At 70.1% G+C, this 14,451-nt stretch carries 18 protein-coding genes and 1 pseudogene; 3 read left to right on the forward strand and 16 right to left on the reverse strand.

Features of this window, described 5'->3' with window-relative positions; genetic code table 11:
• Positions 1–24: 24 nt before the first annotated feature.
• Positions 25–1,533: a tyrosine-type recombinase/integrase gene (locus ACIOGZ_RS29890; RefSeq protein WP_400988349.1), complete on the forward strand. Its 1,509-nt coding sequence runs from the start codon at positions 25–27 to the stop codon at positions 1,531–1,533.
• Positions 1,534–1,540: 7 nt separating this feature from the next.
• Here ACIOGZ_RS29890 and ACIOGZ_RS29895 read toward each other — a convergent pair whose 3' ends face one another.
• Positions 1,541–1,936 (reverse strand): hypothetical protein, encoded by a 396-nt coding sequence (locus ACIOGZ_RS29895; protein WP_400988351.1) that lies wholly within the window; start codon positions 1,934–1,936, stop codon positions 1,541–1,543.
• 101 nt (positions 1,937–2,037) lie between these two features.
• Positions 2,038–2,343 carry a hypothetical protein gene (locus tag ACIOGZ_RS29900; protein ID WP_400988353.1) on the reverse strand — a complete coding sequence of 102 codons (306 nt, stop codon included), beginning with the start codon at positions 2,341–2,343 and terminating at the stop codon, positions 2,038–2,040.
• 701 nt (positions 2,344–3,044) lie between these two features.
• Between ACIOGZ_RS29900 and ACIOGZ_RS29905 the strand changes: the two genes are divergently transcribed.
• Entirely contained in the window at positions 3,045–3,254 is a 210-nt protein-coding gene (locus ACIOGZ_RS29905) for a hypothetical protein (RefSeq protein WP_400988355.1), read from the forward strand.
• 80 nt (positions 3,255–3,334) lie between these two features.
• On the opposite strand, the gene ACIOGZ_RS29910 is transcribed toward ACIOGZ_RS29905, so the two are convergent.
• The 8 genes from ACIOGZ_RS29910 to ACIOGZ_RS29945 all read right to left on the reverse strand — a co-directional run bounded on the left by ACIOGZ_RS29910 (position 3,335) and on the right by ACIOGZ_RS29945 (position 9,618).
• A complete protein-coding gene (locus tag ACIOGZ_RS29910) occupies positions 3,335–3,535 on the reverse strand; it encodes a hypothetical protein (protein WP_400988357.1) in 201 nt (66 codons plus the stop codon).
• 14 nt (positions 3,536–3,549) lie between these two features.
• Positions 3,550–3,780 (reverse strand): hypothetical protein, encoded by a 231-nt coding sequence (locus ACIOGZ_RS29915; RefSeq protein ID WP_400988359.1) that lies wholly within the window; start codon positions 3,778–3,780, stop codon positions 3,550–3,552.
• 159 nt (positions 3,781–3,939) lie between these two features.
• On the reverse strand, positions 3,940–4,716 hold the full coding sequence (locus tag ACIOGZ_RS29920; protein ID WP_400988361.1) for an SDR family NAD(P)-dependent oxidoreductase: 777 nt from the start codon (positions 4,714–4,716) through the stop codon (positions 3,940–3,942).
• Between the two features lie 592 nt (positions 4,717–5,308).
• Positions 5,309–5,779, reverse strand: coding sequence for a hypothetical protein (locus ACIOGZ_RS29925; RefSeq protein WP_400988363.1), 471 nt, complete (start codon positions 5,777–5,779; stop codon positions 5,309–5,311).
• A gap of 239 nt (positions 5,780–6,018) precedes the next feature.
• On the reverse strand, positions 6,019–6,342 hold the full coding sequence (locus tag ACIOGZ_RS29930) for a hypothetical protein (RefSeq protein ID WP_400988364.1): 324 nt from the start codon (positions 6,340–6,342) through the stop codon (positions 6,019–6,021).
• Between the two features lie 101 nt (positions 6,343–6,443).
• Positions 6,444–8,027: a hypothetical protein gene (locus ACIOGZ_RS29935; RefSeq protein ID WP_400988366.1), complete on the reverse strand. Its 1,584-nt coding sequence runs from the start codon at positions 8,025–8,027 to the stop codon at positions 6,444–6,446.
• A 749-nt stretch (positions 8,028–8,776) separates the two neighbouring features.
• Positions 8,777–9,088 carry a hypothetical protein gene (locus ACIOGZ_RS29940; protein WP_400988368.1) on the reverse strand — a complete coding sequence of 104 codons (312 nt, stop codon included), beginning with the start codon at positions 9,086–9,088 and terminating at the stop codon, positions 8,777–8,779.
• A 137-nt stretch (positions 9,089–9,225) separates the two neighbouring features.
• Positions 9,226–9,618, reverse strand: a complete 393-nt coding sequence (locus ACIOGZ_RS29945) for an ASCH domain-containing protein (RefSeq protein WP_400988370.1) — start codon at positions 9,616–9,618, stop codon at positions 9,226–9,228.
• A gap of 361 nt (positions 9,619–9,979) precedes the next feature.
• Between ACIOGZ_RS29945 and ACIOGZ_RS29950 the strand changes: the two genes are divergently transcribed.
• Complete coding sequence (locus ACIOGZ_RS29950; protein ID WP_400988371.1) at positions 9,980–10,207, forward strand: hypothetical protein; 228 nt, start codon at positions 9,980–9,982, stop codon at positions 10,205–10,207.
• A 632-nt stretch (positions 10,208–10,839) separates the two neighbouring features.
• Here ACIOGZ_RS29950 and ACIOGZ_RS29955 read toward each other — a convergent pair.
• From ACIOGZ_RS29955 to ACIOGZ_RS29980, 6 genes and pseudogenes are all read right to left on the reverse strand, one after another.
• Entirely contained in the window at positions 10,840–11,067 is a 228-nt protein-coding gene (locus tag ACIOGZ_RS29955; protein WP_400988373.1) for a DUF397 domain-containing protein, read from the reverse strand.
• Positions 11,064–11,312, reverse strand: a complete 249-nt coding sequence (locus ACIOGZ_RS29960; protein ID WP_400988375.1) for a Scr1 family TA system antitoxin-like transcriptional regulator — start codon at positions 11,310–11,312, stop codon at positions 11,064–11,066. Before ACIOGZ_RS29960 ends, ACIOGZ_RS29955 begins: the two co-directional genes overlap by 4 nt.
• 186 nt (positions 11,313–11,498) lie before the next feature.
• Entirely contained in the window at positions 11,499–12,026 is a 528-nt protein-coding gene (locus tag ACIOGZ_RS29965) for an SMI1/KNR4 family protein (RefSeq protein ID WP_400988377.1), read from the reverse strand.
• Between the two features lie 294 nt (positions 12,027–12,320).
• Complete coding sequence (locus ACIOGZ_RS29970; protein WP_400988379.1) at positions 12,321–13,010, reverse strand: helicase associated domain-containing protein; 690 nt, start codon at positions 13,008–13,010, stop codon at positions 12,321–12,323.
• A gap of 44 nt (positions 13,011–13,054) precedes the next feature.
• Positions 13,055–13,363 carry an immunity 53 family protein gene (locus ACIOGZ_RS29975; RefSeq protein ID WP_400988381.1) on the reverse strand — a complete coding sequence of 103 codons (309 nt, stop codon included), beginning with the start codon at positions 13,361–13,363 and terminating at the stop codon, positions 13,055–13,057.
• A gap of 48 nt (positions 13,364–13,411) precedes the next feature.
• A pseudogene (locus ACIOGZ_RS29980) lies at positions 13,412–14,139 on the reverse strand (transposase); the annotation flags it as partial.
• Between the last annotated feature and the right edge of the window lie 312 nt (positions 14,140–14,451).

Consider the following 14,451-nt stretch of genomic DNA (forward strand, 5'->3'; position numbering starts at 1 on the left):
CTACATGACACTTGAGGATCCATCATGCCCCGTCCCATCCGTCCTGCCGACGGGCCGTCCCACCGTCCGGCACCGCCGTACGTCGTGCTGAACGCAGACAACGAGGACACGATCCCGGCGAACGAGTACAAGTTCTCGACCGACGGCGAAGGCGTGCGCCACGACCTGGTCCGCGCCGTCGCCGACGCCTGGTCCCGCCTTGCCCCCGGCGGGGACACCGCAGCCCTGCTCCGCGAGGCCGGCCGTTCCCCGCTCTCCACGGTCTACCTCGCCGAGGTCGCGGTCGAAGCCATCCTGAACATCGGCGGCCCGCCCGCACGCTGGGAAGCGGGACTGACCACGGCCGTCCTCACCTCCTGGTGCACAATGGCCCACAGCACCGACCCCGCCGACGCGCTGCGCCAGATCGACCAGGCCGTCATCTTCCAGTTCAACGCCTGGTGCCTGACCACACAGGGCACCGTCGCCGACGCGACCCTGCCCGACGGCCAGGCTCACCTCTACCTCGGACTACCCCTGAGTCAGAGCTTCCGTCGCAACGAGCAGGCCCGGCGCAGCACCAGCGCGGTGATCACCCACGACCCCCGCAACCTCCTGGCCGGGGTCAACGACCAGGCCGAGCGGCTGGCCGCAGGCCGCCGCCGGCGCCGCATCGAGGCCGTGCCGGATTCATTGCGACCGGCGGTGTCGGCGTTCGATGTCTCCCGGATGCGGGCCCAGGACCGGGCCCGCCGGGCCGGCACCCGCCCCCGCAGTGACCACACCCTGGAGACCGCCCTGGCCACCATGCGTGACCTGGCGCTCTTCCTGCTCGCCGAGAAGGACAAGGACGACTGGTCTCTTGTCGATGTGCACGACATCGAGGCCTTCCTCGCGACACTGCCCAAGGCCCGCAAGCGCCGACTGACAGTGCTGCGGCAGTTCTTCCGGTTCGCCCGTGCCCAAAAGCTGGTGCTGGTCGATCCGACCCGCACTCTCGCCGTCAAAGAGGCGAACGGCTTCCGCGGCCGGACCCTCACCCTCGACCAGCAGCGTCAGCTCTTCCGGCGCTGGACGACCGACGAGCGAGTGCATCCGCACGAGGCCCTGGTGGGCATGCTCGCCCTGCTGCATGGCGCCTCCAGCTCAGAGGCCCGGATGCTGCAGATCGACGGCATCAACGACTCCGCCCGGACAGTCCGGCTCGGCAAACGGCCCCATCCCGTTCCCCTCGATCCGGCCTCCTGGACGGTCCTGCAGCGGTGCCTGACCCACCGAGCGTCATGGCGGACCGACAATCCCCACGTCATGGTCACCAAGGGAACGAAGGCCGGGCAAAGCGCGGCCTCAACTGCCTATCTCTCCCACGTCCTTGACGACTGCGGCTTCCCGCCCCGGATGATCCGCAGCACCCGCCTGGTCGACCTGGTGAACACCCTGGACCCCAAACTCGTCGCCGCCGCGTTCGGCATGGACCCACAGGCCACACTCATCTACCTGTCCGACCACATCGACGAGACCCGTATGTCGGGGTGGAACGTCTCCCGGACCTGATCTCCGGTCAGAGTTCGTAAGGGTAGAGAGCGATGTTCTCGCGCTCGACGTAGAGCTCGACCCAGGTGCTGCCGACGCCGTCGGGCAATGGATCTGCCAGATCCAGCAGGATCACCGTGCCATCCAAGTCCAGCATGCCGACACCGTCTTCCGTGAGGCTCAGCCGTCCTCGCAGGACAACGAAGTGTCCGCCGGGGCGGATCTCGGGCCCGGCACCGACAGCCGGCTTGGCGTTCCGCCCCCAGAAGATCTCCTCGTCGACCGTCCACTCCACGTGGTACTCGCCCAGCTCGGCGGCCGGATCCCCGCACCAACGCACCGCAGTGCGTCCGACGGCGGTGTTGACCTGAGCCAGCAACGGGCTCCCCGGGAATTTCGCGATCTTCTCTACCTCTACCAGCACTGGTCGATCATGCAGCATCCACCTCGCAAGGGGAACCTGTGCTGTTCAGGCACCGCCTTGCACGGGTTCGCCGGAACATGTGCGCTTTTGGGAACTGCTCATTAGTGGGCATTGACGGCCGATAGGCCGAACAGGAGGGCCAGAATGAGCTGGAGGGTTGCGGAGGCCGGGCGCCGCCGCCAAATGCACAGGACGCCGGTGACCAATGTTGCTGCGAACGCGATGACCAACCGATGGATAGCAGTACGGGTGTCGCATTGATGCCCGCCGAGGGCCGCACAGAGTCCGTGTCCAAGCGCGGCCTGAAGGATAGCGGCGAACAGGACGACATCCAGCGCCAGCAGACACGTCACGACGATCGGCGTGCTGTTCGGGCGATCCGACCGCTCGGGCCGTCGCAGCCTCATGTGCCCCCCAGGAAGTGTGGCAGCGATGACCTCGCTGGCGTGACACCGAAGACCGTACAGGCCCCGGCAGTTCGGCGCGATCGGCCAGCCCCGGCGCCACATCACCCAAACCACATCACCCAAACCAGCCCATCCGCCACGAACTCCTCCCCGCAGCCGATTTCCCTCCGGAGCGTACGAGCGTTCCACGGCCCGGTCCCGCGATTCCTCTGCGCTGGCTACATGACGGATGATCACCTGCTAGCGATCACGCCCGCGACCAGCCCGAGCCTCCCCGCCCGGCCTCACACCAGCCCGTGACCTGCAACGTCAGGTTGGAAACTGCTCAGTAGGCCAGCGGGGTGGTCCACTCCTCAAGCACCGCTCGGCGGCGCTGGTAGTCGATGCGGTCTCCTAGCCGTCGAGTTCGGCGGCGATCGCGTCGAGCCCGAGAACGAACTGCTATCAGGTGTCCTTGCCGTCCGTGCGCTCGAGCCGCTGCGCTGGCACCTCGGCGGTCACCCGGCGCTCCTCGGACAGGCGGTGCTGCGGCACTGCCTTGTCGCGCGGACCGCACACCGCTGTGGTGGCAGGGTTCGGGCAGGCCGAGCACGTCGCGCTGAACTACGGCAGCCTCGACCTGGAGCTGTCCCCACAGGATGTGGCCGTCATCGAAGCCGCCTACGCCCGTTGTGTGAGGAACTCCGGTCGACGGCCACGGCATGCGCCAGTGCCGCTACCGCAGCGAGGACAAGGCCCACGTCCAGCACGTGCTGACCGCCATCGCCGTCAATCTCGAGCGGATCGGCGCCCACCTGCCGACCACTCCAGAGCGCCGGCCACGGACACCGACCGCGCTGCAGGACTACCTCGACCAGCGCGGCATCGCACGGCCGCGCTCTTGGCGGGTCGTCACCCACCCCGCAGGCTGACTGATCATTCTCACGTCCACCCGGACCGCTTTGGCCAGGACCGCTCGGACGGTCAGCCACAACGGTGACGCCGCATCCGGTCAGGACGGTTGGCCGAGCAGTGCCCTTGCCACAGCCTCCGCGTAGGGGTTGAGGACACCGTCGGCGTCTCCCTGCGCGGCGTCCTCCAGCAGTTCTGCCAGCGGCCCACGCACGGAGATGTCCACCCGGTGGTTCCCCTGCCGCAGCGACTCGATGGCGCGATCCAGAGCGGCGGCGCCGTCCATCGGGGAGCTGGCCATGATGAACCTCCTGGTCAGTGGGTGTCTCGGCTGATGTTGACCAGCGCAAGTTGCTGCTCTGAGGGGAGATGATCGAAGAACACGGCGTTGCCGAACCGCTCGTGCTTCGCTTTCAGAGCCTCGTCGGCGCTGCCTCCGGGCAGCGAGACCCAGGCGGCAGTGCACCACGGCTCGTCATCCGCCGCGAAGCGGTGGAGCCGGCCATGGTCGAAGCACCACGCGAACGCGGCGGGATCTGCGGACACCGTCGGAACCTCCCGAAGCAACCATCCGGCTCCCCTCGGGCAGCCGTGAATCACAGAGCCCAGAGTAGGACACTCACCGAACCGGTTGACGCAGAACGCCTGCCGATACGGTGCCAGACCACGATCACCGACAGCGTCAGGCACTGACCACCCGCCGGATCAGTACCCCTGCGGGCCGGGCGCGTTCTGCGCCCGGTCCACCGGAACGTTCGCCCCGCTCATCCCCGAGGACGCGTCCGACAGCAGGAACAGCACCACCTCCGCGACCTCCCGCGGAGTGACCAGCCGCCCGCCCGGAACCTCGGCCACCAGCCTGGCGAACTCCCCCGGCTCCTCTCGCCTCAACCGGTCCCAGCGCTTGCCCTCGATCAACATCGACCCTGGCGAGACCGCGTTCACCCGGATCCCGTCCGGCGCGAGCTCACGGGCCAGCGAGGACACCAAGTGGAGTTGTGCCGCCTTCGCCGCCCCGTACTGCGCCTGCGGCCCCGGCTTCCAGCCGGAGATCGACGAGATCACCACCGCAGACCCTCCGCCGGCCGCCCGAAGATGAGGAACGGCGGCCGCCAGCAGCCGCGCGCTGTGTCCGGCGTTCACCTCCCACGTCCACGCCCAGTCCTCGGCCGTCGCATCGTCCAGCCCGCGCCCCCGGGCGCCCCCGGCACAGGCCACCACCCCGTCGATGCCACCCATCGCCCCCACCGCGAAGTGCACGAACTCCTCCACCGCCCCCGGCTGCGCGACGTCAGCAACCGACGTGAACAGTGGCGCGTCACCGACCTCGCCAGCCAGCGCGGCCAGGTCCTCGCCACCGCGAGCACACGCCACGACCACGGCCCCCTCATCCAGCGCCGCCCGTACGATCTCGCCGCCCAACCCCCGCGAACCACCGGTCACGGCCAACCGTCGACCCGCCAGAGCACCCGAACCGTACATTCGACCCCACCCACAACCGTGACACCAGCTTGCGATCAGCGTAGACCCACCGCGTCTTCCTGTAGCTGGCTGGTCCGGCGGGCTGGATTCGAACGGTCGCTATGCCGCCCGCTGCGAAGGACGGGCCGGTGCGGGCGGTCACCTACACCGATGCGTACACCAGCTCCGAAGACACCTTGTACGCAGTACGGACGGCCCGGCGCACCGGGATCGAGCACACGATCACACGCGGCGGGCCGGAGCAGCTGCCATTCAGCCTCGGCGGCGCACCACCCACCATCGAACCCTCCTCGGCGGTGATCAACCTCGGGCCGGACCGCTGCCTCTCGGAGCCGGCGGAGGGTCTGCCACTGGACCTGACTGGGCCCGGCGGCGATGTGGTGCTGGACTCGTCGACGGCGTGCTCGGTCGGACAGGTCCAGCACGACGCGGGAGGCAGCCGATTTCGCACGGGTTCCGAGTACCGCGCCGGGCCCGTACTGGCGCTCGCTCAAGCGATCCGCTGGGACGACGCCCGAGGGGGCGGCGGGCAAGGGCGCGCGCTGGCTGCGGGCGGGGGTCTTTGTGGCGAACCGGCGGCGCAGGACAGGCGTCAGGCCGTCCGGCGACCGGTCTTCCGCCAGGCGGGCAGGAGCGCGGGACGCCACATGGCGATGCCCGCCACAAGCGGGGTAGCGAACCCGCCCGCTTCGATGATGGTGAGGACGGCGGTCATCAGAGCTCCGTCGAAGGACAGTAGCGGCTGGCCGTGTTTGATGACCATACCGGCGTTCATGGCCGCGATCGCCGTCAGGCAGACGCCCAGCCCCAACCTGGTCCACGGGATCGGCAGCAGGAAGTGGACAAGGGCAAGGAACGCAGTGGCCCCGGCCAGCAGCACGGGCAGCCCGTTGACAAACAGTGCACTCTCACCCCGGCCTGCCAGGGCCTCGCGGGTAGCGATGAGCAGCATGGCGCCGCTGATCGCGGCGTAGCCGAGGAGGACGATGGTCGCGGGCACCGCCAGCGCGGGATGCAGCCGCCGCTCGCGCGCCGCTGAGTCGGTGGCGCTATCAGCGGTCACCTGTCGGCAGCTTCGGGACGTGCGGGCGGCTTGGCAACGGCGGGCCGTGCGGACCAGTTGAGGGAGATCGGCATGGGCGCCATGGTCGCGCCCTGGAGCGTCCCGGTGGCCGCGGCGGCACCCTGGTTCATCCGAAGGTGTGGACCTCGCGGGTGTGAGATTGACGCCGGTTGGAACCCTGGTGGTCAGCAGGTTGGCTCGAAGACGTCCATCACCGCTCCGGGGCACGGCGGCGATGGTCACAACCCACCTACCTCACCCGGTGCCGGGGCCCGAGCGGATGTCGGGGCGGTGGCGAGGAGCGCCTGGGCGCGCCGCCGGAAGGCGTCGTCCTGGCCGATGATGCGGTCCTCGACGCCGGAGCGGACCGTGCGGGCGTCGCCGTACGCAAGGACGGCGAGCCGGGCGAGCTGGTCGTCGGTCAGGGCTGCGATGCCAAGGGCGTCCAGGGCTTCAGAGGCACCTTGGGGATCGGCGTCCGTTTCGGCGGACCGCAGTGCGGCTTCGGCGAGCGCGGGGCAGTAGAGAGAGCCGGGTTCCGCGACGGACAGCAGGGCCAGCACGGCAGCCGGCGCCGATCTCGGATCGGCGAGGGCTGCTTCCAGACAAGGTGCAAGCAGCCGCCCCGCCGGGCCGAGGAGCCCTGCGACACGGGCGGCCCGTGCTACCGACCACTGCGACCAGCGGTTTCGTGCGGCGCGGCGGAGCACGGAGTCCAGGACGGCGACCGCCTCGTGCGCGTCGCCCGTGATGCGCCACAGGGCCTCGGCGAGGGCGGTGTCCGTGTCCAGCGCGGGTGTGGTGTCGGCGTCCGGGCCGCTGAGTGCCGCGCGCAGCGCGGGCACGAGCGCCCGGCCCGGGGGCCGAGTTCCCCCGCCGTGGCCGCGGCCTGCCTCAGGCGGAAGCGGCCCTCCCGGAGTTCGGGGCCGAGCAGACGCAGCAGGGGCGCGGTGTCGCCGGTGAGGTCGTTCAGGGCTTTCGCGGCGGGGAGTGCGCCGGTGTCGGCTGCTGCTCGCAGGGCTGCGAGGGCGCGGTCCCGGTCGGCCGGTGCGCTGTCGCGGGCGACGGAAGTGAGGGTCGGGGCCGCCAGGTCTGGATTGTGAGGGAGCAGCGTGCACAGCTCGGGCAGGGCCGGGGCCGCGACGCTGCCCCAGCCGGCCAGGAGGTTCGTCAGCTGCCAGGGTTCATTGCCGCTGAGCTCCTGGGGCCGGGAGAGCCGCGTTCGGACTGCGGTGAGCAGACTGAGGTCGTAGGGGAAGGGGTCGTGGGGGCTGCGAAGTCCGGTGGCCGCGTCGAGAGCGCGGGGGCGCTGTCCGAGGCCGGCGGTCAGGAGGGGCGTTGCCAGGGCTGGTGCGACGAGGACCAGGGTGGCCAGGGCGCGGTCCGCGAAGTCGTCGTCCTGGCCCAGGGCCCGTCCGGCGAGGGGGAGCAGGACGTCCGCCGCCGGCGCGGCGGCCGGGCCCAGGCGGCCGAGCAGTGACGACAGGGCGAGCACCGACATCTCGTCGACGCCTGCCGCGCGAAGGGCCGGCACCAGGCGGCGCGGGGCACTGCGGGAGATCATGCACGCGCGGTCGGCCGCCCAGACGCCCTCCGCCCGGACCTCGGCCCGGCCGTCGCGCAACGCCGAATCCACCAGGGCGAAAGCCGCCTCGCGCTCCACCGGGTGGTTGCGCTCCAGCAGGGCCTCGACGCTGGCGGCCAGCGGTTCCGTGCGGTCGATGTCGAACGCGGAGCGCAGCGGATCGGCGGGCAGCAGGGACAGCGCCGCGGTGTGCAGGGCTCCGCTCCACGGGGCGCCCGCGTCCAGGTGGGCAAGGACGGCGGCCAGGCGTACCTCGGCGGGCCGCGACGGGTCCAGGGCGGTGGCCGCGAGAGCGGCGCCAGCTGCGGGGTCGATCCGGGCGATCCCGGAGAGGATCTCCGCCCGGATCTCGGCCTCGGGCTCCTCGTTCCAGCGGGCGCGAAGAGCAGGCAACACGATGCGCGAGCGGGTGCACGACATGGTCCAGGCAGCGGCTCGCCGAACGCCGTTCTCAGCTGTCTCCAGCAGTGGCAGGAGCAGTGGGAGTTGGCCGGCCACGGCCGCCCGGACCGCGCCTCGCTCCACCCCGTGCTCGTCCTCGCTCGCGGCCATCCCGCCGAGCAGTGTCAGTACGTCCGCCGCACGGTGTCCGGCGGCCGCGAGCCCCGCCAGGAACGGGACCGCCACCACGCTGGCGCCGTAGACCGTTCTCTGGTGCAGCACGCTCCCGTACAACTCCGAAAGCGCCTCCCGCGCTGCGTCCGCGTCCTCACCTGCAAGAGTGCGCACGGGACATCGTGGCAGCCCCGTCCGACACATCCTCGGGCCCCCTCACCCGGAGGGGACGGCCGGCGAACAGCCCGACGCGGGCGAGAACCCGACGGCAGGCGACCGGACACGACCGACACGGTCGACCCGAGCCCGCACTCGGCAACCAGCCTTCGGGCAGTCAGCATCTGTCGCAGTAGGCGAGGTCAGCAGCTCTCTGCTACGTCCTTGGCCTCTTCTCACACCCTGCTCTGGGGGAGGTGACGCCGGGCCGTGAGCACCCGCGCGGGCATGCCGACAGGAAGCAGTGCGGTCGGTGGAACCCCCGTACGCGAGGATGCGGTCGGCGTCCAGGGTGTGCTGCGTATGAGCATCCAGTACGCCCGGAAACGCGGTGCGGGTGCCAGTTCGACAGCGCACCGCCTCGACCCATTCCCACGCCAACGTCACGCCGACGTAGGCGAGGCCATGCCGATCGGGCCACGTCGGATCCATCGCGGCCCCGCGGGCATCGACACACCACGCATGGTGCACAACCCCCTCCTCACGCAAGGCGAACCCCTCGGCAGGGCGTTGCGGAAGGGCTTGCCCCCGATGCTGCGCCGCGGCTGCTCCGGGCTACCCGAGGTGTCCGACGTTGTCCTGCGCGCGTAGACGAATGCGAACAGCACCGGAGTCGGCGGACCGGGCTGAGTCGAGCGGCGTTATGCCGCCGGACGGCCGATCAGGTCGAGGAGGGGACGGAGCTGACCGGGCACAGTCGGTGCGACCCGGACGATGTCGTAGCCCGTCCACCAAACAGCGGTTCCGGGCGCGAAGGTACGGCCACCGTCGTGATCGTCGGGGTCGGCGGTGACGAGCGGGCGCAGTCGCAGGTAGCCGGGCCGGGCCTGGGCGGGGTCGGGTTCGACGCACCATCCGAGCGGCCGGAGCCAGGCGTCGAGGTCGGTGGCGTCGTTCGGGTCGGCCGGCAAAATGAAACTGGTCTCAGCACTGCCGGGCTGACGTTCGCTCATGGGTGGAGCGTATCGGTGTGGCCGGGCCGCGCCGGCCGTACCGTCCGGTCTGTCTCGGACGTGATCCGCACGACAGCGTCGTTCCCGCCGATGCGGCTGCATCGCTTCACGCGGGTCAACCCGCGCCCCGCCGCCGACTACCGTCCGGTCTGCCGGCGTACGGATCTGTCGACGGGTGGGCGAGCCGCCTGCGCGAGGGTGACCTCGATAGCGATCGCGCCCAGGGCTTCCCGTTCCGGCGGGTAGATCTCCCTGAGCAGAGCCAGTTGCCGAGCCGCGTCGAGGTCGGGATGGATACGATCTTGGTTCTCGGCAGCGAGCAGGGCGGGGAAGTCGCTGTAGACGCTGGCCCGAACGACCTGCACCAGGATTCTCTCGGCCGTCCCGTCGGCGGGAGTGAACTCGATCAGATCACCGGCCTGTACAGCACGGCGCTTGGCGTCGGCGACCCGGACCTCGAGCGTCTTGGCCCCGGAGACCATCAGCGGGACCAGGTGGGGGAGCAGCGACATCCGGTGTGTGGTGGGCACGGGCCTTCCCCTGGTCCTGTGTCGGTGCGCTGTGGGCTGGTCGTGCCGAGGTCGGCGCGGTGCGCGCATGCCCGGTGGTCCGTTCAGAGCAGGGCGCGCGCCGCGAGGTGGAGTAGGTGAGCTGGGCGCCGGTGCCGTCGGTGTCCCGGGGTGCGGCCTGCTCGTCCGGGGGCGGAGTGTAGTCGAGAACGCGCACGCGGTGCAGGGCGCCGGCCTTGACGGCAGGGTCCCGGGCGAGGCGCTTGAGCTGGTTCGCCGAGCCCGCCTTGCCGGAGGCCGTCGGGGCCGGTGGCTTGGGAGCGGCCAGCCACTGGGCGAAAGCGAGTTGTGAGGCGTAGGAGTACAGGAGCCGGCCGGCCGGATGGCTGTCGTAGGCGGCGGGCTGCAGCTGCCAGCGGCGCGTGCTGCAGTCGTCGACGTCGGTGACGAGGATCAGGCCCATGGTGGTGTCGAGGGTGCCGTCGCCGTGGGCGGCGAGCACTGCGCCCAGGACGGCCTGCTCGCGGCCGACCACGACACCGTGGGCCTCATGACCTCGAGCTCGTCGTCGCTTGCGGTGATTGCCCGCACCGGTACCGGCTCGTGGTAGACGAGGGACCACCCGCCGGGCAACCGCAGGCTCCGGTGGCTGTCGGCGTTGAGCGTGGCGTGGTCGCGACATCGGCGGGGACGAAGTGGTTGCTGTCGATCGCGAGGTAGGCCGTGGTGGTCGCCAGAGCGGTGATGCGGTGGGCCAGGCGGGCGGCCGGGCTGCGCCGGCGGTCGGGCTGGAAGTCCGTTGTGGCGACCAGACCGGCGCGCAGGGCGCTGACGTGCGTGGGCAGCAAGCCGCGAAGATCGGGACTGAGGCGGTCCGGCGTGACACGCGCGAACATGCGGTCCCACTGTCAGTCGGTCCCCCGAGTGCCCAGCAACAGAGCGGCCAGACTGAGGCCGGGGCCGTCGGCGGCGGCCGGGATGTGAAGCTGGGTACGGTGTGCGAGCGGCAACTGCGACCAGGTCAGGCCGTGCCGGGCGGAGAGTTCGGCGTCGGCGCCGCTGACCGGCAACGGCTGGCCAGCAAGTGCGATTCACAGCCGTCCGATGCCGGGCAGCTGGACGGCGCGCGAGTCGAATCGCTGTACGGCGCAGCGGCGGACCGTCTGGAGGGCATGGACCACCCGCACGGCGAAGGGCCGCCTCCCCCTACTTGGGAGACGGGGGAGACGGCCCCTCGCTGACTCAGGCGCGGGAGTTCCGGGCGAACGCTACGAGGTCGGTGAATGCCTCGGGTGTCATGAGCAGGACCGGTCCGGCTGGGTCCTTCGAGTCGCGGATGGCCACGGCCCCGAAGTGGGTGACGGTCAGGTCGGCGACCTCGACGCAGTTGTTGCCGGATCCACCGCTGTAGGACGACTTGAACCAGTCGGCCACGCCTACGAGTTCAGGGGCAGTGATGTGGTGGGTCATGAGGTGATCTCTCGGGTGAGTTGTTGCAGGAACTCCGGTGTCGCCTCGGAGGGGAGGGCCGAGCGGGACAGCGCCTCGAACATCCGAGTGAACCGGCCGACTTCGCGGGACTTGTCCGTGAGGGACATACCGGCTCCCGTGTCCAGTTGGACCGTCATGGGCAGCTTGTCGCCGAGGTCCAGGAGCGTGAAGTCGGAGAGCGACAGGTAGCCGCGAACCGACTGCGGCAGGATCTGCACGGTCACGTTGTCGAGCGTCGCCGGAGCGCGTGCACGGTCGCCACAAGGCGGGTGACATCGCCTGACGGGGCTGGCCAACGACCATGCTCAAGCTCCTCAAGGGAGCGATCACGGTTCACGAGTCGAGTCACCGAAGGATCGTCCCACGGCAGATCTCAAACGCGCTCCGAGATTGCAGAGTGCCTGTCGGAGTCAGCGGCACAGCTCCATGATGGTGTCGTCGAAGTTGGGGAACTCCCGGGTTGCCTGCTCGATGACGGCGGTGGCCGGCTGCTGTCGGCCAGGGGCGAATCGCTCCGCGACGGCCACCAGTTGCCGGTTGGGATGTGGGCTCCAGTCGGGCTCGTACGTGGTGGCCGCTTCCCAGGGGCCGAAGCCGCCAGCGAGCAGCCACAGGAAGTCGCCCAGGTCCCGCGCCAGTACAGCGGTCTCGCCTTCGGAGCCGAGGAGGACGATTGGCTGGTCGATGAGTGGGCGGCCTGGGCGGATCAGCCAGAACGCCGCGTATCCACCCGTGCCGTCCTGGCCGAACACACGGAAGTCGTCACCGCTCAACTCTGTGTTGCCAGTCCAGGCCCGGAACCAGTCGGTGGTGTCCTCGGCGGACAGGAAGTCCGGGAAGGGCTCGAAGTCGATCCCTTTGCCGTCGTCGTAGTCGAACGGGACAGCCAGTGAGGCGGCGAGTGCGGCAGGGAGCTGTCGATCACTGGTCTGAGTCACGCCGAGAGGCTAGCGGCCACCAGTGTCATCAACGTCGGCTCACCCCGGACGGACGAGACGCCGCCATCCATCGGACCAGGTTCTAGGGTCGCCACTCCTCCCGGTAGCGGGGGTGCTCGGCGGGCCCGGCCTCGGCGGGGATGAACGCGGCCGGGATCAGCCGGTCACGGTGGCCGGCGGCAAGGAAGGTCACAGCTGGGGCTGGGCGCCAGGGGGCCGCCGTCGCGCACGCATGTGGGCCGCAGCCGGGGGCGGCGCCGTTGGCGTCCGGGCGGGGAGGCCGGGAGGGAGCAGTCATGGACGCGGCCTCTTACGCGCGGAGGGGCGCAGCCCGAGCTCGGTCAGTTCGCGCGCCTTCTTCAGGGTGAGGGTGCCGTCCCGCAGCGCCCGCTGCTGGCGGGCGACCCATTCACCGAACCTGAAACCGTCGGCGGCGACGTAGTCGTACGGCACCCGGGCGTGACCGTGCTCGCCGCGGAACGCGCGCAGGGCTTGCACGTTGCGGTGGTGACGGAACTCGTCGCTGTTCAGGTGCAGGCCGTGGTCGGTGATCTTCTTTTTTCGGGCGGGGTCCAGAGTGCAGGCGCGCAGTTGCTCCAGCTGGACGATCCGCCAGCTGCCGAGCGGGAGGCCGTCATCGGTGACGAAGTGCCGGGGCACCACCGGCGTTCCGTGTGCTTTCTGGTAGGCGCGCCAGGCCGTGAAGTGCTGCTCCCACCGGCGTTCGAGCCGGTTGGCGACGAACCCGAGGGCGGTGAGTTCCGCTCGGCGTTCTGGTGGCAGCTCGTAGAGCCGGGTGCGCTGCGCGCGTACCTGGGCGCCGAGGGGACGGCCTGCCGGGGTCACGTACGCCTGCGGCACGTCCAGGTGACCGAACTCGTCGCGGAACGCCTTGAGGTCGGCCACGAGGGTCTGCCAGAAGCGGTCGCGTTCGTTCCAAACGACCCCGATCGCCTCGAGCTGGGCGATCTCCTGCGTGTTCATCAGCCCTCGGTGGTGGCGCGCTCGCTCGGACTATCGGCGAGCGCTCAGGGAGTGTTTGCGGTCGCCCAGGAGCGGAACAGGGTGAGGGCCTCGGCGAGGTTGGCAGGGCCGCACCTGGCGTGAAAGATCTTGTCGGAGGTCCACGCCCACACCCAGTCGTGCGGGGTGCGGTTGACGTCGTGTCGGGGGTACTCACATTCCTCCAGGTCCGTCTCCTCCAGGTCGATGGAGACGGACCAACCGGGGTTGTCGAGCGTCTCGATCTTCACGCCCCACTCGTGTTCCCAGTCCTCGTTGCACTGATCGGCGTACCAGGCCTGCAGCCAGGTGAGGACATGCTCTGAATTGCTCATGGCAGGAGATGCTAATGCTGTGACCGCAAGGGCTTGCCAGCGGCTTGGTCAGGCGGCGAGGACAGGTCGTCCGCCCCAGCGGAGCCCTTCTCGCCGCGGATGCGGGCGCGTTCCTTGCGCTGGGTGGCCAAAACGTCGGGGTGGCGGGCGTTGGCGTTGCGCCAGCGCAGGTAGGCGTGCAGAGCACGGGTCTGGACCGTGTGGTTTGGGTGGTTCGAGTTGGCAAGGGTGACCTGCCGCAGCGGTCCGAAGTATGCCTCGATCGGGTTCGCCCACGAGGTGTTGGTCGGGGTGAAGCACAGGTGGACGTTGTGCTTCTTTGCCCGTAGCAGGATCTTCTTGCCGTTGTGAGCGGAGAGGTTGTCCATGATCACGTAGACCGGGGCGCCGTCCGGGCGGGCGGTCCGGATCGACCTGAGCGCGGCCAGGGAGTTCGCGGTGCCCTTGCGGCGGTGGTTGACGCCTCAGAGGGAGTCGTCGCCGACCGAGTAACAGCCGTGGAAGTAGGTGACGTCGTGGGTGCGCTTGTAGGTCGCCGGCAGCCGGTTCGGTCGCTCCTGCTCGGCCCAGCAGCTGCCGGCCGTGGGGCGAATGCCGAGCGGGCCGAACTCGTCGAACGCGAATGTGCGGTCGGGGAAGCGTTTCAGGACGTGTTCGATCCGGTCGAGTTTGGCGTCGTAGTTGGGGCCGGTGGACTCCTCCCAGGTCTTGGTGCGCTGGAAGGTGATGCCTCGTCGGGCGAGCAGGCAGCGCAGGGCTTCGCGGCCGATGCGGATCCCTGCCGAAGTCCGTGCGGGCCCAGATGCGGGCGCTGGTCAAGGCCGCGAAGGGCGACACGGCCGCCGTGGCCGAGCGCCTGGGCGTCACCCGCCGCACTGTCGAGCGCTACCTCGCCGGGCAGCGCAAGACCCCCCCGGGCCGAGCGCTACGACCCCGACCACGACACCGCCCCCTGCCCACCGCCTTCCTCGACGACGAGGAGCATGGAGAGCAACTGCGACGCTGTCTGACAGACACCTCGCTACCTACGGAGGTCCGCATCGCCGGAGCCCTGATCCGGCTCTACGGCCTGCACCTCAACCGCATCG

The sequence above is a fragment of the Kitasatospora sp. NPDC088160 genome (assembly GCF_044741445.1).
In the GTDB taxonomy this organism is placed as follows: Bacteria; Actinomycetota; Actinomycetes; order Streptomycetales; family Streptomycetaceae; genus Kitasatospora.